We start from the raw sequence: 16,105 nt of genomic DNA, 5'->3' as shown, positions 1-16,105 counted from the left end.
CCCTGCCCCGATCCCACCCGCGCCGACCGTGCGGGCGGATCGTCCGCTTCTGGCGATGGCCCTGATGTTGGGCTTTTGCGTCTTCGCCCCGCTCAGCGATGCGACCGCCAAGATCCTGGCGGTCGACTTTCCCGTCCTGCAACTCGTCGCCGTTCGCTTCATCGTTCAGGCGGCGATCCTGATCCCGCTGGTCACCGTGCTGCGTCGCAGCTGGCGCATGTCGCCGCTGGGCTGGAAGTTGACGGGTCTGCGCACGTTACTTCAGATTGCGGGCATCTGGTCGATGACCAAGGCGCTGACGTTTTTGCCGCTGGCCGATGCGATCGCGATTGCCTTCGTCATGCCCTTCATCCTGCTGCTGATGGGCCATTTCATCCTTGGGGAGATGGTGGGCACGCGCCGCTTGGTCGCCTGCGGTGTGGGTTTCCTCGGCACGCTGATGGTAATGCAGCCCAGTTTTGCCGCCGCCGGCTGGGCCGTGCTCTATCCGCTGGCCGTCGCTTTCATCTTTGCGGCCTTCATGCTGGTCACCCGACGCATCGCGGCAGAGGCCGACCCGATCGCCATGCAGGCCGCGTCGGGGGCGATGGCGGTGGTCGGGCTGGGGGCGGTCTATGTCCTGCTGCCGAATATCGGGGGGATGGCTGTCGTTGCACCGACGTTTGACACCTTGCCCCTGCTGCTGGCCATGGGTCTGCTCGGCACGTTCGGGCATCTGCTGATGACCTGGTCGCTGCGCCATGCGCCTGCCGCGACATTGGCCCCGATGCAATATCTGGAAATTCCGGTCGCCGCCGTCATCGGCCTGATGCTGTTCGGCGACCTTCCGAACGCCCTTGCGATGGGGGGCATTGCCGTGACAATCGCAACGGGCCTCTACATCCTGTGGCGAGAACGGATATCGACATGACCGCCGATGATATCATCGCCCGCCTGAACCTGGCCCCGCACCCCGAGGGTGGGTTTTTTCGCCAGACGTTCCAATCCGACGCGCCCGACGGCACCCGCCCCGCCGGAACCGCGATCCTGTTTCTGTTGCGCGACGGGGGTGGCAGTCATTGGCACCGTGTGGACGCGGACGAGCTGTGGTTCTGGCACGCGGGCGCGCCCTTGATCCTAAGCGTGTCGGCCACCGACGCCGGTCCGGCGCGCGACCACACATTGGGCCCCGATATGGACGCGCATGTCTTTCAGGGCTTCGTCCCGAAGAACCATTGGCAGGCCGCGCGTACGATCGGCGATTGGACGTTGGTCAGTTGCACCGTCAGCCCCGGTTTCCACTTCGACGGCTTCACACTGGCACCCCCCAATTTCGACATTCCCCGCACTTGAAGAACGGCCCGTAACACAATGGATTTCCTGCAGATCGCTTCCCTCCTCCTCGTCCTTGCCGCGGCGTTCGGGGCGGTCAACTTCCTGTTCCTGAAGCTGCCTTCGGCGATCGGCATCCTGATCGTGGCCTTGGCCGCAAGCGTCGGGATCATGGCGCTCGATCTGGCCGCGCCGTCGCTTGGGGTCGCGGACACGATCCGGGGCGTGGTGCTCAACATCGAATTCTCGGACGCCCTTCTCGAAGGGATGCTGGGGCTGCTGCTGTTCGCCGGGGCGTTGCACGTGAAGGTGGCCGACCTGAAACGTGAATGGGCGCTGGTGTTGCTGATGGCGACGGTCGGCGTGGGTTTGTCCACGGTGATTGCGGGCGTCGGGTTCAGTTGGATCACCGGCGCGCCGATCCTGATCGCGCTGGTGTTCGGGGCGCTGATCTCGCCCACCGATCCGGTCGCGGTGCTGGGCGTTCTGCGCGCCGCCGACCTGCCAAAGACGCTGGAGACGAAGATCGCCGGCGAATCGCTGTTCAACGACGGTGTCGGCTATGTCGTGTTCCTCGTCCTCGTCGGCATCGCATTCCCGACGGGCGACGCACATGGGTCGGGTTTCTCCGGTGCCGCCAGCCTGTTCGTGCAGGAGGCGTTCGGCGGCGCGGCCCTGGGGGCAGCGCTTGGCTGGGTCACGTTTCGCGTCATGCGCCGGATCGACGATCCGCCGTTGGAGGCTCTGATCACGCTGGCGCTGGCCTTCGGCGGTTACCAATTGGCCGTCTGGTTGCATGTGTCGGCCCCCATCATGGCGGTCGTCGCGGGCCTTCTGATCGGCGATGTTGGCAGCAAATACGGCATGTCCGACGACACCCGCGCGCATGTCGATACGTTCTGGACACTGGTGGACGAGATCTTGAACGCCGTCCTGTTCCTGCTGATCGGGGTGGAAGTCTTCGCCGTCGCGTTCGAAGCGAGCTACGTTTTCGCCGGCATTGCCGCCATCGGTCTGCACCTGACCGCGCGCTTTGCCGCCGTGGTCGTGCCCGTCGCGATCCTGAAACCCTTCGATCCGAACTTCGAGGCCGGTATCACGCGGATCATGACGTGGGGTGGATTGAAGGGCGGCATTTCGGTCGCGCTGGTGCTGGCGCTGCCCGACAACGAATGGAAGCCGCTGATGCTGACCTGCACCTATTTCGTCGTGCTCTTCTCGATCATCGTGCAGGGTCTGACGGTGGCCAAGCTCGCCAAACGTCTGGGTGGGACGGCCGAGGTCTCGTGACACTGTTTGAGACCCTCGACACAATCGTGACGCTGGCCCTGCTGGGGGTGTTCCTCTGGCTCTACTACCGCTGGACCACGGGGCTGGTCCGGGCCCACGGGCAGATCTACGGCCCACGAGATCCGCGTCAGCGCCATATCGTGCAACTCCTCCCGCCGGGTCCGGCAGAGGACGGCCCCCAGGCCGTCGCCTACAGGCAGGTCTTCTGGCGCATGTCGCTGCGGTTCTTCGGCCTGTCGATCGCCATCTGGACCGCGATCTACGGACTGCACCTTCTTCGCACTTGGCAGTGAGGCGTCACGCTTCCAATTCCGCGTCCCAATAAAGGTAGTCCATCCAGGATTCGTGCAGATGATTTGGCGGGAATTTCCGGCCAAGGTTCATCAACTGCGCCGCCGCTGGCTGTTTGGGCGTGCGGCGCAGGTGGAACCCGACCTGGCGCAGCGACTTCGACCCCTTGCGCAGATTGCACCGCCCGCAGGCGGCGACGACGTTTTCCCAGCTCGTCACCCCACCCCGTGCGCGCGGCACGACATGGTCGAACGTCAGATCGCCCCGCGATCCGCAGTACTGGCAGGCGAATTCGTCGCGCAGGAACAGGTTGAACCGGGTGAAGGCGACGCGCCGCTGGGGGGCCACGTAATCCTTGAGCACCACGACCGACGGAATGCGGATCGTCGTCGTGGGCGAACGGACAACCTCCTCGTACTCCGACACGATCGTCACACGCTCCAGGAACGCGGCCTTGACCGCATCCTGCCAGGGCCAAAGCGACAAGGGATAGTAGGACAAGGGGCGGTAATCGGCGTTCAAGACCAGCGCCGGAAAATGCCGCAACCCCGCCGGGTCGCGGGTGAATTCGGTTCGAAAATCGGGCCCGGTCCCCACCGAGGCCCCCTGCAACAAGGCGGACATGTCTCGCCCTCCAGATATGGGGGCGGCGCGACCGAACATCCGGGCGCGCGGCCCCTGTCAAGGCCGACTATATCTGGGGATCGAAGGCTGGCAAGGGCCTAGATGAGGGCTGGCCGTTCGCCTCGCGCTCCGGTCTTTCGCGACCCCTATTCGATGTCGAAGACGTCGCGCATGAAGGCCAGCGCGACCTGCAACCCATCCGGCGCGATGCCGTGGCCGGTGCCCTTCATCACATGGGCGAACACGCGCTCGAACCCCGCCGCCTCCAAGGCTTCGACGGCATGCGGCAGCGACTGGATCGGCACGACCTCATCCGCGTCGCCATGTACCAGCAGGACGGGCGGCTTGGACGTCGCTTCCTCCTCCAGGGTATCGGGCGAGAGCAGCCGACCCGAGAATCCGACGATTCCGGCCAGCGCCTCCGGTCGGCGCGGCCCGACGTGCAGCGCCATCATTGTGCCCTGGCTGAACCCGAACAGGATCGTATCGGCCGCCCCGACGCCTTCGTCGGCCATGACCGATGCCAGCCAGACGTTCAACTCGTCGACGGCGCGGTCCATCCCGGCCATCGAATCTTCCTCCGACGATCCGTCGATCCAGGGGATCGGGAACCACTGGAATCCACCGGGCGCGCCGTTGCAGGATTCGGGCGCATCGGGGGCGAGGAATGCCGTGTCGGGCATATGCGGCGTCAGCGGGTCGGCCAGGCCGATCAGGTCGGCGGCATTCGCACCGTACCCGTGCAGGAAGATCACCAGCCGCTTGGGCGCGTCCGGCCCCCGGCGTTCATGCCGCAATGTCATCGGATGCCCTCGCGCTGTTTCATGGCCGCGTAGTAGGCCCAGAGCAGGCGCGCCGCAACCGCGCGCCAGGGCGACCAGGCCTCGGCGATGGCGCGCATCTCCTTCTCTTTCGGGCGGTCCGGCAGACCGAGCAGCATCCGCGCCCCCTCCTGCAAGGCCAAATCGTTCGGCGCGAAGACATCCGCATGGCCAAGGCTGAACATGGCGTAGATTTCCGCCGTCCAGCGGCCCACGCCGGATACGGCGGTCAGGGTGGCGATCACCTCCTCGGTCGGGGCGTCGCGCAGGGCGTCGAAGTCGATGTCCGCCTCGGCCAGCGACCGGAAATACTTGATCTTCTGACGCGAAAGGCCGCAGGCGCGCATCTCCTCGTCGGTGGCTTGGCGCGTCACCGCCGGGTCGTGCAGCATCGCCGCCTCGCACCGCGCGACAATGGCATTGGCCGATGCCACCGACACCTGTTGCCCGACGATCGCATTCATGACGGCACGAAACCCGTCGTCCCGACGGCGCAGCGGCAGCGGCGCGCACACGTCCAACGCCGCGGCAAAACGCGGGTCCCGGCCCGCCAGCCAAGCCGCGCCTTCGGCGACATCCGCGTCAGTCTCGATGATCCGCCAATTGCCGGGCGTGCGCGCTGACGAAGGCGATGGCGTGGTCGATGTCATGGGTTTCCTCTCCGCCCGCGGGTGCGGGCCGGTCGATGATGTGAACGGACAGGCCAAGCGCGGTCGCCGCATCCAACTTGGCCCGGTCGCCGCCCGAATTCTTGGTCACCAGATGCGTGATGCGATTAGCCGTCAGCGTGGCGCGCTCGGCATCTTCGGTAAAAGGCGGGGTGCCGATGATCCAGTCGACATCCTTGCGGGCGGGTGCCGGGTCGATCCGGCGGCAGAACAGGCGAAACCCATGTCCCTCGAACGCCGGCAAACTGCCGGGGCCGGTGGTCAGAAGGACGCGCGCCTTGGGTGGCAACGCCCGCGCGCAGGCCGCCGCATCGACATGACGGTGCCAACCGGCGGTCACGGGCCAGGGCGCGCGGGTCAGGCGCAGGTACGGCACCCCTGCCTCGGCACAGATTCGGACGGTGCGCGCCGTCATATGCGCCGCGAATGGATGGGTCGCATCCAGCACGCCGGTCACGCCATCCAGCGCGGCGCGAAACCCATCGTCGCCGCCGAAACCGCCATGGCGCGTCGGCACCGCCAGATCGAATGGCCGCTCCGTCACGCCGGCCAGGGATGCCAGAACGTCCAACCCGGTGCACGCGGCACAGACCCGGCGCGCCTCCCGCGTGCCGGCCAGGATCAGAACCTTACCCGTCACGCGCCAGCACCGTGCCCGCGCGGTCGATGACCACGACGTCGATGTCGGCGTCAATCATGTCGGCCACCTTGGAGCGTGCCCGCACGGCCACAATGTCCGCCAGTTCCGGCACGCGTGTCACCGCTTCCAGCGCGGTGTTGCAGCCGGTTAGATCCTGCCCCGTCCAATCGGACAGTGTGGCGAAATCAACCTGGCTTCGCCCCGAATGCAGATCCATCGCCCCCTGCGCCAGCTTGGTCAGCTTGCCGATGCCGCCGCCGACGGTGACGCGCGCGACGGGATGGCGGCGCAGGTATTTCAACATGCCCCCCGCAAAATCGCCCATGTCCAGCATCGCGTGATCGGGCAGATGATGCAGCGCCTGCACCACACGCTCGCTCGTGGCGCCCGTGCAACCGGCCACATGGGTCAGGCCATCGGCCCGCGCGACGTCGATGCCCCGGTGGATCGATGCGATCCAGGCCGCGCAGGAAAAGGGGCGGACGATGCCCGTCGTCCCCAGAATGGACAGCCCCCCTGCGATGCCCAACCGGGGGTTCCAGGTCTTGGCCGCAAGGGCCGCGCCGCCCACGACCGATACGGTGATTTCCACATCCGGGGCGCGCCCGAACTCCGACGCCAATTCGGCCACCACCTCGTCCATCATGGCGCGCGGCACCGGGTTGATCGCAGGCTCCCCCACCGCGATCGGCAGGCCGGGCTTCGTCACGGTGCCGACGCCGTCGCCCGCGCGGAAAACCACGCCGCCCTGCGACGGCGCGACCGCCACGCGCACCTCCGCGCCGTGGGTCACGTCCGGGTCGTCGCCCGCGTCCTTGATGACGCTGGCGGCGGCGGCACCGGGATTCACGATGGCGAAGGTCGGCGTTTCGCCCTTGGGCAGGGTGATCGTCACCGCACCCGGCACCGTGCCACCCCACATCCCCGTCAGCGCCGCCTTGCAGGCCGCCGTGGCACAGGCCCCGGTGGTCCAGCCGCGTCGCAGTTTGGGTGTCTGATCCATATGTCCGTGATGACATGCCGCCAAGCCCGCGCCAATGGTCGCCAAACGGCTTTCCCACGGGCGCGACGCACGGCATAACCAAGGTATGAACGACCGACTCCCAAATCACGACTGGCCCGCCCTGGAACCGGGCTGGGTCTGGTTGTGCGGTGCCGGGCCCGGCGATCCGGGTCTGCTGACGCTGCATGCGCTCAACGCGATGCGACAGGCGGATGTGATCGTCTATGACGCGCTGGTGTCCGAATCCATCCTGGATTGGGCCCCGCAAGCCGAGAAGATCTATGCCGGCAAACGTGGCGGCAAACCTTCGGCCAAGCAGCGCGACATCTCTCTGCATCTGGTCGATCTGGCCCGCGCGGGCCGCCGCGTCCTGCGGCTCAAGGGCGGCGATCCATTCGTGTTCGGGCGCGGGGGGGAAGAGGCGCAGACCCTTGTGCAGCACGGCATCCCCATCCGCATCGTGCCCGGCATCACCGCCGGGATCGCGGGGTTGGCCTATGCTGGCATCCCGGTCACACACCGCGACGTGAACCAATCGGTGACCTTCGTGACGGGCCATGACAAGGCGGGCAACACGCCGACGGCCGTCGACTGGGCCGGGATCGCGCGGGGCAGTCAGGTTATCGTGATCTACATGGGCATGAAGCACATCGGAGAGATTGCCGCCCGATTGATCGCCGCCGGCCGGTCCCCATCGGAACCCGTTGCCGTCACGACGACAGCCACCCTGACCGACCAGCGCACGATCGAGACGACGCTGGCCCACGTCGAAACCGACATCGCCGCCGCCGGGTTGGAGCCGCCCGCGATTATCTGCGTCGGCATGGCGGTCGCCTTGCGACAGGCGCTGGACTGGCGCGGACAGGCCGCCGGAGAGGCGCCGCGCAACCTCGACCCCCTCGATCTGCGCCGCCCCGCCGAAGCGGGCTAGATGCCGGGCCTGATCCTCGCCGCGCCGTCGTCCGGGGCCGGCAAGACGACGATCACGCTTGGCCTGCTGCGCGCCCTGCGGAACCAAGGCGTCGCCGTGCGCGGTGCGAAGTCGGGGCCGGACTACATCGATCCGCGCTTCCATGCGGCGGCCAGCGGGGCGGACTGCGTCAATCTGGATGCCTGGGCGATGTCGCCCGCAATGATCGCCGGACTGGCCGCGACCGACGACCTGCTGCTGATCGAAGGCGCGATGGGGTTGTTCGACGGCGCACCACCAGACGGGCGCGGCGCGGTGGCGGACCTGGCGCGCCAGCTCAATCTTCCCGTCGTCCTGATCGTCGATGCCGCGCGCATGGCGCAGTCGATCGCGCCTTTGGTGGCGGGTTTCGCCGCACATGATCCGGCGGTGCGCATCGCGGGCGTCATCCTCAACCGGGTCGGCAGCGCCCGTCACGAAGCCATGTTGCGCGCCGCCTGTCCGTTGCCGGTGCTGGGCGCGGTGCCGCGCGACCCGGCCCTCGCCATGCCGTCGCGCCATTTGGGGCTGGTGCAGGCGGCGGAGCATCCCGCCCTCGACGCCTTCCTGGCCCACGCGGCAACGATCGTGACCGATACACTCGACCTTAACGCCATCACCACGCTGGCCGCGCCCCTGCCCGATGCGTCACCGGGTCCGATCGCACCGCCCGCCCAACGCATCGCGCTGGCACGCGACGCGGCCTTCGCGTTTTCCTATCCGCATCTGATCGACGGCTGGCACCGCGCCGGTGCGGAGATCGCGATCTTCTCCCCCCTCGCAGATGAGGCGGCACCGAACGCCGATCTGGTGATCCTGCCGGGCGGCTACCCCGAGTTGCATGCCGGTCGCCTTGCGCAAAACGCCCGTTTCCTCGCGTCCCTGCAAAACCGCACGGTCCACGGCGAATGCGGTGGCTACATGGTGATGGGCGACGGGCTGGTGGATGCGGACGGCACGCGGCACGCCATGGCCGCGTTGCTGCGGTTGGAGACGAGTTTCGCGACCCGCAAACTGCACCTCGGCTACCGCGAAATCTCCGCCGACGCCGGTCCGTTTCCGGGGCGCTGGGCGGCGCATGAGTTTCACTATGCCACGACCTTGCGGGCGGACGGCACGGCGCTGTTCACCGCGCACGACGCCGAAGGCACGGACTTGCCCGCGATGGGCCTGCGGGACGGGCCTGCCAGCGGGTCCTTCGCGCATCTGATCGCGCCGCGCTAACAGGGGCCGCCCCGCGCACCGTGTGGATACAATGCTTCGCTGGCCCCCCGCCGATCCCCCGCCTAGGATGCGGGCATGAGCACCGCAACCACGATCCTTCCCGACGACTCGCAAGCCCGGCGCAACGTCCTCGTCCTCGTGACGGCGCAGGCGCTTCTGGGGTCGCAATTGCCGATCAGTTTCACTGTCGCGGGCCTGATCGGCCTGACGCTGGCTCCCACGCCCCTGCTTGCCACCCTACCCATCAGCCTGATCGTCTTCGGGTCGATGACCACCGCACCCTGGATTTCGCCGATGATGCAGCGGAGGGGCCGCCGGTTCGGCTTCATGTTGGGCAGCATGGCGGGGGCCGCCGGCGCGCTGCTGTCGATGCTGGCGCTGACGACGGGACAATTCTGGCTGTTCCTTGCGGGCGCGTATCTGACCGGTATCTTCATGTCGACGCTGGGGTTCTACCGCTTTGCCGCAACCGACACCGCCTCCGACGCCCTTCGTCCCAAGGCGATCAGCTATGTCATGGCGGGTGGCCTGATATCGGCCTTCGTTGCGCGCATGGTGGTCACGTCGACCGAAACGGCGACGATCATTCCGTTCCTTGGCACCTATGCCGCGATCTTCGCGCTCAACGCCGTGGGGATGTGGCTTTTCTTGCTGCTCGACATTCCGAAACCCGTTCCGCCCGCGGCGGACGCCCCCACGGGCCGCACCAAGTCGCAACTTCTGCGCGATCCCGCGATCCTCGTGTCGATCATCTGCGCGATGGTCGCCTATTCACTGATGAACCTGGTGATGACGTCGACCCCGCTGGCGGTCGTCGGCTGCGGGTTCGCGGTATCGGACGCGTCCAACATCGTGATGTTCCACGTCATCGCCATGTACGGGCCCAGCTTTTTCACAGGTCACCTTATCACGCGGTTCGGCACGACGCGGATCATCGCGGCGGGCCTGATCCTGCTGGCCGCCGCCGGGGTCATGGCGCTGTCCGGGGTCACGCTTTTCAATTTCTACGGCGCACTGATCCTGCTGGGCGTGGGTTGGAACTTCGGGTTCATCGGGGCGACCTCGATGCTGACCGCGCACCACGCGGCGCATGAACGGGGCACCGTTCAGGGCCTTAACGACACGCTGGTGTTTGGCCTCGTGACGCTGGGGTCGTTGTCGTCGGGTGGCCTGATGGGCTTTGCATCGGACGCGACGTCCGGATGGACCGCGGTGAACATCGCAATGGTGCCGTTCCTGCTGCTGGCCGGCGGCGCGCTGGTTTGGATGCGGGTGTCGAAGCGGTCTTCGGCCTGAGGTATGGCTTTGCAGGACTGAGCGGAACTAAGCGGTTGCGCACTTGATATCCGCTTACAGTTTATCCGCAAAGATATCGAAAACTAGCTTCAGGCTGTCTTCTGCGGCGTGCACAAACGTGGGCTCGATTGATACGCACTGAGTGGAAGCAACGATCTCACAGATTTCACCTTTTGGCTTGAAAAGAAGAAGTTCTTGTCTGACGAAATGCTGATCAAACATATCTCCTTCGACACTTGTCTCTGAATGAGCGACAATCATTCGAGCAGGTCGAAGCAGTATGTATCGTCGGGTGGTCGTCCCGTATAGGCGATTTTTCCAGCGATCCTCGTATCGTTCCTTACCGCCCTCTGAAACATCAACTTCCTTAACGCCGTTTTTATATCGACCGTGAGCCAAAACACTTCTTCGGATTTCCGGGTTTGTCCACGCCGAGAATATCTTTTCGACTGACATTGGAAACTCGCGGCGGACCACCACTGTAAAGTGGCGTGACATCCTTTTGTTCGACACTTCGATCATTCTTTCTGTATGTCTCTGGACAAGATTCCAGCAAATATTTCGACTTACGTCAGAGCGTTGAAGCCAACATTGGCTGCATCACAGCATTTCTTAAAGAGGGACAAAAACCGCCTTTACGATCCATGACTTTGGGCCTTCCCTTTTTTCGATACGAAAAGAACGCCCGAGGGCAGCCCCGCACCAACGCTTGGTCGGATCAACTCCGCCCCTTCCACGGCACCAGGACGTCCTCGGCCTTGCGCATCAGGATGTCGATGCCGAAGCCGATGATGCCGATCAGGATGATGCCCATGACCACGACATAGGTCTGCTGAAACTTCGATGCCGTGGTGATCATCATGCCCGCGCCAACGTTCGCCGCCACCAGTTCGGCGGCCACGACCGTGCCCCAGCAGACGCCCATCGCGACGCGGGCGGCGGTGAAGATTTCGGGCAAGCTGTTCGGGATGATGACGTGGCGCAGGATCTGCGCCTTGCTGGCACCCAGCGAATAGGCCGCGTGAACCTTGGTGATGTTGACGCCCGACACGCCGGCCCTGGCCCCGATCGCCATGATCCACAGCGCGGCCAGGAACAGCAGCACCACCTTCCCCGTCTCGTCGATACCGAACCAGATGATGATCAGCGGGATCAGGGCCAGCGGCGGCACGGGACGCATGAATTCGACGATCGGGTCGAACCAGCCGCGAAACCAGTTGGACAACCCCATCGCATAGCCCAGCGGAATCCCCACCAACGCACCCAGGGCAAAGCCGCCCAGAACGCGCGCCAGCGAGTAGTACAGATGCTCGAACAGGGAATAATTGCGGAACCCGTTCTGCTGGACGTCGATCAACGCCTCGACCACCCGTTCGGGCGACGGCAGATAGAGCGGCTGCATCTGGATGCCCCGGTCGGGCACGAAGTTCAGCTGCCCGCGTTCGTTCATCGTGATCCGGCCATCTTCGGTCTGGACCGTCTCGTTCGCGGCAATCGGCTCGCCGTTGATAGCCACGACGGCGAGGTCTTCGCCCTCGTCGTTTTGCGTCATGCGGATGATCTTGGAGCGGTAGATGCCGATCCGGTCCACATCGTTCTTGGCAAACCCGTCCCCCGGCTCGACCACCGGGTCCTCGACCTCGGCCCCGACCTCGTGGACGCGCACCGTGACGGTCGCGTCGTCGGTGTCGCCGCCGGCGTTCTGCGCGGTATAGGTGAACGACGTATCGCCCTCGAACGGGCCGGGCACATGGATCGGCGAAATGACCGAGCCGGTGAACGCGCCCCAGATCAGGAATAGCACCAGGACCGAGATCACGCTGGCCCACCGGTTCGGACGCACGGCGCTTTCGTCGCCGAACGTCACCGTCTTGAGCGCCGTGTAATCCTTGGTCTTCGATTTCGCGGTGATCAGGTTCACCACGAACATGGAGCCCACGAAAAGCGCGGCATAGACCACGATGATAAGAAGTCCGGTCATGTCAGGCGTCCTCCGTCCGGCCCATGATTTCCTCTTCCATCTCCCAGATCATGGACAGGATCTCCTCGCGCACTTCGGCGAATTTGGGGTGCTTCTTGACCTCGCGCAGGTCCTGCGCGACGCCCAGCTCGGCGAATGGCAGGCGATATTCCTTGTGAATGCGGCCCGGTCGCGGGGCCATGACCAGCAGACGCTCGCCCAGAAGCAGCGCCTCCTCGACCGAGTGGGTGATCAGGATGATGGTCTTGCCCGTCTCTTTCCACAGCTTGAGCACCAGGCCCTGCATCTTCTCGCGCGTCAGCGCATCCAGCGCGCCCAGCGGCTCATCCATCAAGATGACGTCGGGGTCATTCGCCAGGCAGCGGGCCAAGGCGACGCGCTGCTGCATCCCGCCCGAAAGCTCGTAGATGGCCTTGTCCTTGAAATCGCCCAGACCCGTGATCTCCAGTAGATGATCCGCGCCCTGCCGCCGCTCGGACGCGGGGGTGCCCTTCATGCGGGGGCCGAATTCCACGTTTTCGCGCACGGTCATCCATTCGAACAGGGCCCCTTGCTGGAACACCATGCCGCGTTCGGCGTCCGGTCCTTCGACGGAATGCCCGTTCAGGACGATCTTGCCGCCGGTCGGCGCAAGAAATCCGGCGACGATGTTGAGCAGCGTGGTCTTGCCGCAGCCCGACGGTCCCAGAACCGACATCAACTCCCCGTTTTGCAGGTCCAGTGATACATCCTTGAGCGCCTGGACGAAGCTGCCGTTGGGCAGATCGAAGCGCATCGAGAGGTTCTCGATCGTCAGTCCGGTCATGGTCTTGTCCCTTTCGGTCCCCTCTGGCGGGGGCCTTTGGCGGTTCGGGGGGCGACCTGCGCCGCCCCCCGACTGTCGTATTACATGCTGCTGGCGTCGGTCAGCGGGCCGGTGTTGACCGTGTCGCCGTAGGAGCCGAGCGCCGACGGGATCGAACCGCTTTCCACGAAGACGTCGGCGACGCCCTTCATGAAGGTGGCCGCGTTGCCGCCCAGCCAGGCTTCGGACAGCTGCTCCTCGATCGTCGGGAAGGTGAAGGTGGAGATGGCGGCGCGCGCGGCCTCCACATCCTGACCGGATTCGGTCGCGATCTTCTCCAGCATCTCGTCGGACCCCTCGGCGGCCCATTCGGCGTTGGCGTCCGCCGTCACCTTGACGAACTTGGCGACCAGGCCGGGGTTTTCGGCGACGAATTCAGCCGGGGCCGAGGTTACGTCGAAGACCAGGATGCCCAGCTCTTCCTTCTCGGCGCCGGTCAGCAGGGTGTTGCCCGCTTCCTTCATCGTGTTCAGACCGCCACCCCAGCCGCAGGCGAAATCGACCGCACCCTGGTTGAGCGCTGCGCCGCCTTCGGGCGGTGCCATGTCCACGACGTCGAGCGATGCGAGGTCCACGCCGAAATGGTCCATCTGGCGCAGAAACCCGTAATGCGCGGCGGTGCCCAGCGGCACGGCGACCTTCTTGCCTTCCAGGTCGGCGGCATTGTCAGCGGTGATGCTCAGGTCCGAGCGGACGACGCAATTGTCGTTCTCGGAATAGCTGACGGCCACGTCGAGGACCTGAATGTCCTGACCGGCGGACGCGGCGACGACGAAGGGCGGCACGCCCTGGCTGACCGACAACTGAACGTCACCCGACGCCATGGCGGCGGACATCGCGGTGCCGGTGTCGAAGCTGACCCAATTGACCGTCAGACCCAGTTCCTCGTCGTAGGTGCCGTCGGCCTTGGCGGCCAGCATCGGCATGGGCCATTCCAGGAAGTACCCGACGGTGATCTCCTCCAGATGGGCATCGGCCAGCGCGGCTTGCCCGGACATCAGCGCGGCGGCGGCCGTCATGGTAGCGAAAGTGAACGTCTTCATTCGTGATACTCCGTGTTGATAAGGGGCGGTTCGTCCGCCCCGTCGTTGACCCGCCGCGACGGCGGGATGTCGTTCAGCCATGGGCCGGACGCAGATCGTCGTCCCGCGTCGGCCCCCTGATTCCAGTTGGTCGCGAATTCCCCGATAACGCAAGACCACCGGGGGGCCCGTCGGTCCCGCGGTCAGGCACCGCGCAAGGTTTCATCGGAAGGACTGCCGGAACGGGCGATCTTGAGACACGCGATCCAGTCAGAAGGTCGCAGGTGCGCCGCGTCCACAGGGGCGCACCCGGCGCGTTTTCCACCGCCGAGATCATCCAGAAGGCGGTTTTCGTTGCCATTCTTCCCCCAGACACAGCATGATCGAGACCGCAGGTCTCGCAATGTGACTGTGTGACCCTAGGGATGCCGTGGCCTTCGTCGCAAGCCAGTCGTCGATCTGGCTATAGGACGACAGGGACACTGGCCCTATCGTGTCCTTGAAATCCATGGATTCTGCAATAAGGCGTGTCAGCCGCGCCCCGTTTCGCAAGCCGTCTGCCAGCGCCCCTTTTTCCGGGAGGAACACCCAAATGGACAACATCACGCCCAACGACATGACCGCCATCGTCGAAGCCGACCGCGCCCACGTCTGGCATCACTTGTTGCCCCACAAGCCGCTGGAAACCAACGACCCCCGCATCATTGTCGAAGGCAAGGGAATGCGGGTCTGGGACCAGAAGGGCAAGGAACACATCGACGGCGTGTCGGGCGGCGTCTGGACCGTCAACGTCGGCTATGGCCGGGTGGAAATCGCCGATGCGGTCCGCGACCAACTGGTCAAGATGAACTACTTCGCGCAATCCGCAGGCTCCATCCCCGGTTCGCGCTTCGCCGAGAAGCTCATCTCCAAGATGCCCGGCCTCAGCCGCGTCTACTACGCCAACTCGGGATCCGAGGCGAACGAGAAGGCGTTCAAGATGGTCCGCCAGATCAGCGCGCGCCAGCACGGCGGCAAGAAACACAAGATCCTGTTCCGCCACCGCGACTACCACGGCACGACCATCGCCTGCCTGTCCGCGGGCGGTCAGGAACATCGCAACATGCAATACGGCCCCTTTACGCCGGGCTTCGTCTCCGTCCCCCACTGCCTCGAATACCGCGCCCACGAGCAGGGGCTGGCGGGCGACGATTACGGCGTGGCCATCGCCAACGAAATCGAAAAGGTCATTCTGCGCGAAGGCCCCGACACCATCGGCGCCCTGTGCCTGGAGCCGATCACCGCAGGTGGCGGCGTCATCGTCCCGCCAAAGGGCTATTGGGAGCGGGTGCAGGAAATCGTCGAGAAATACGACATCCTGCTGCACATCGACGAGGTGGTCTGCGGCGTCGGCCGCACCGGAACCTGGTTCGGCTATCAGCACTATGGCGTGAAGCCCGATTTCGTGACCATGGCGAAGGGCGTCGCCTCGGGCTACGCGGCCATTTCGTGCTGCGTGACGTCCGAGAAGGTCTTCGACATGTTCAAGGACGACCACGCCGACCCTCTGGGTTATTTCCGCGACATCTCGACCTTCGGCGGCTGCACCGCTGGCCCGGCGGCGGCACTGGCAAACATGAAGATCATCGAGGACGAGGGCCTGTTGGAGAACACCATCCAGATGGGCGAGTACATGCTCGATCAGCTCTGGGCCCTGTCGGAAAAGCACGAAGTCATCGGCGAGGCGCGCGGCAAGGGCCTGTTCCTGGGCGCGGAACTGGTCAAGGACCGCAAGACCAAGGAGCCGGCGGACGAAAAGATGGTCCAGGCCGTCGTCGCCGATTGCATGGCGCAGGGCACGATCATCGGCGCGACCAACCGCTCCGTCCCCGGCTACAACAACACGCTGTGCTTCTCCCCCGCGCTGATTGCGACAAAGGACGACCTCGACCAGATCGTTGCTTCGGTGGACGAGGCGCTGGGAAGGGTGTTCGGCTAATGGGGTAGCGCGCGCGGGGGCGCGGCGAGGTCTGTTCTGCGGCACGGGGCGGATGTTCATTGAGCCCTGCTGTATAGCCGCTTGGTCCGAACCGAGCATCGCATTGTAAAAAAAGTTGAAATGGTATTCTTATTAACGAGTGGTAAAATACAACCGTTAGCTG

At 65.2% G+C, this 16,105-nt stretch carries 17 protein-coding genes; 8 read left to right on the top strand and 9 right to left on the bottom strand.

Annotated elements, in window-relative coordinates:
- Positions 1-55: 55 nt before the first annotated feature.
- Genes JDO7802_RS12745 through JDO7802_RS12730 form a run of 4 tightly spaced genes read left to right on the top strand, consistent with a single transcriptional unit; the run spans position 56 to position 2,894 of the window.
- Positions 56-910: a DMT family transporter gene (locus JDO7802_RS12745; RefSeq protein ID WP_055086147.1), complete on the top strand. Its 855-nt coding sequence runs from the start codon at positions 56-58 to the stop codon at positions 908-910.
- Positions 907-1,332, top strand: a complete 426-nt coding sequence (locus JDO7802_RS12740) for a cupin domain-containing protein (RefSeq protein ID WP_055086145.1) — start codon at positions 907-909, stop codon at positions 1,330-1,332. Before JDO7802_RS12745 ends, JDO7802_RS12740 begins: the two co-directional genes overlap by 4 nt.
- Before the next feature lie 18 nt (positions 1,333-1,350).
- Positions 1,351-2,601 (top strand): cation:proton antiporter, encoded by a 1,251-nt coding sequence (locus JDO7802_RS12735; protein WP_055086143.1) that lies wholly within the window; start codon positions 1,351-1,353, stop codon positions 2,599-2,601.
- Entirely contained in the window at positions 2,598-2,894 is a 297-nt protein-coding gene (locus JDO7802_RS12730; protein ID WP_055086141.1) for a hypothetical protein, read from the top strand. Before JDO7802_RS12735 ends, JDO7802_RS12730 begins: the two co-directional genes overlap by 4 nt.
- 4 nt (positions 2,895-2,898) lie before the next feature.
- Here JDO7802_RS12730 and JDO7802_RS12725 read toward each other — a convergent pair whose 3' ends face one another.
- From JDO7802_RS12725 to JDO7802_RS12705, 5 genes are all read right to left on the bottom strand, one after another.
- Complete coding sequence (locus JDO7802_RS12725) at positions 2,899-3,516, bottom strand: HNH endonuclease (protein WP_055086139.1); 618 nt, start codon at positions 3,514-3,516, stop codon at positions 2,899-2,901.
- Positions 3,517-3,662: 146 nt separating this feature from the next.
- Positions 3,663-4,319, bottom strand: coding sequence for an alpha/beta hydrolase (locus tag JDO7802_RS12720; protein ID WP_055086137.1), 657 nt, complete (start codon positions 4,317-4,319; stop codon positions 3,663-3,665).
- Positions 4,316-4,987, bottom strand: a complete 672-nt coding sequence (locus JDO7802_RS12715; protein WP_055086135.1) for a DNA-3-methyladenine glycosylase family protein — start codon at positions 4,985-4,987, stop codon at positions 4,316-4,318. The genes JDO7802_RS12720 and JDO7802_RS12715 overlap by 4 nt, the downstream gene beginning before the upstream one ends.
- Positions 4,920-5,645 carry a precorrin-6A/cobalt-precorrin-6A reductase gene (locus tag JDO7802_RS12710; RefSeq protein WP_055086133.1) on the bottom strand — a complete coding sequence of 242 codons (726 nt, stop codon included), beginning with the start codon at positions 5,643-5,645 and terminating at the stop codon, positions 4,920-4,922. The genes JDO7802_RS12715 and JDO7802_RS12710 overlap by 68 nt, the downstream gene beginning before the upstream one ends.
- The gene (locus tag JDO7802_RS12705) at positions 5,635-6,648 is read right to left on the bottom strand and encodes a cobalt-precorrin-5B (C(1))-methyltransferase (protein ID WP_055086131.1); all 1,014 of its coding nucleotides are present in this window, start codon (positions 6,646-6,648) and stop codon (positions 5,635-5,637) included. The genes JDO7802_RS12710 and JDO7802_RS12705 overlap by 11 nt, the downstream gene beginning before the upstream one ends.
- An 85-nt stretch (positions 6,649-6,733) precedes the next feature.
- Between JDO7802_RS12705 and cobA the strand changes: the two genes are divergently transcribed.
- From cobA to JDO7802_RS12690, 3 genes are all read left to right on the top strand, one after another.
- Complete coding sequence (gene cobA, locus JDO7802_RS12700; RefSeq protein ID WP_055086129.1) at positions 6,734-7,579, top strand: uroporphyrinogen-III C-methyltransferase; 846 nt, start codon at positions 6,734-6,736, stop codon at positions 7,577-7,579.
- Positions 7,580-8,821: a cobyrinic acid a,c-diamide synthase CobB gene (locus JDO7802_RS12695; protein WP_055086127.1), complete on the top strand. Its 1,242-nt coding sequence runs from the start codon at positions 7,580-7,582 to the stop codon at positions 8,819-8,821.
- A gap of 75 nt (positions 8,822-8,896) precedes the next feature.
- Entirely contained in the window at positions 8,897-10,117 is a 1,221-nt protein-coding gene (locus JDO7802_RS12690; protein ID WP_055086124.1) for an MFS transporter, read from the top strand.
- A gap of 54 nt (positions 10,118-10,171) precedes the next feature.
- Here JDO7802_RS12690 and JDO7802_RS18015 read toward each other — a convergent pair whose 3' ends face one another.
- From JDO7802_RS18015 to JDO7802_RS12675, 4 genes are all read right to left on the bottom strand, one after another.
- On the bottom strand, positions 10,172-10,639 hold the full coding sequence (locus JDO7802_RS18015) for an SRPBCC family protein (RefSeq protein WP_144430612.1): 468 nt from the start codon (positions 10,637-10,639) through the stop codon (positions 10,172-10,174).
- A 196-nt stretch (positions 10,640-10,835) separates the two neighbouring features.
- Entirely contained in the window at positions 10,836-12,098 is a 1,263-nt protein-coding gene (locus JDO7802_RS12685; RefSeq protein ID WP_055086123.1) for an ABC transporter permease, read from the bottom strand.
- A gap of 1 nt (position 12,099) precedes the next feature.
- Entirely contained in the window at positions 12,100-12,903 is an 804-nt protein-coding gene (locus JDO7802_RS12680; protein ID WP_055086121.1) for a taurine ABC transporter ATP-binding protein, read from the bottom strand.
- Positions 12,904-12,983: 80 nt separating this feature from the next.
- The gene (locus JDO7802_RS12675; RefSeq protein WP_055086119.1) at positions 12,984-13,985 is read right to left on the bottom strand and encodes a taurine ABC transporter substrate-binding protein; all 1,002 of its coding nucleotides are present in this window, start codon (positions 13,983-13,985) and stop codon (positions 12,984-12,986) included.
- A 571-nt stretch (positions 13,986-14,556) separates the two neighbouring features.
- Here JDO7802_RS12675 and JDO7802_RS12670 point away from each other — a divergent pair.
- The gene (locus JDO7802_RS12670; RefSeq protein ID WP_055086117.1) at positions 14,557-15,942 is read left to right on the top strand and encodes an aminotransferase family protein; all 1,386 of its coding nucleotides are present in this window, start codon (positions 14,557-14,559) and stop codon (positions 15,940-15,942) included.
- Positions 15,943-16,105 lie beyond the last annotated feature (163 nt).

The organism is Jannaschia donghaensis (assembly GCF_001403795.1).
GTDB lineage: Bacteria > Pseudomonadota > Alphaproteobacteria > Rhodobacterales > Rhodobacteraceae > Jannaschia > Jannaschia donghaensis.
This window is presented reverse-complemented; position numbering and strand designations above follow the sequence as displayed.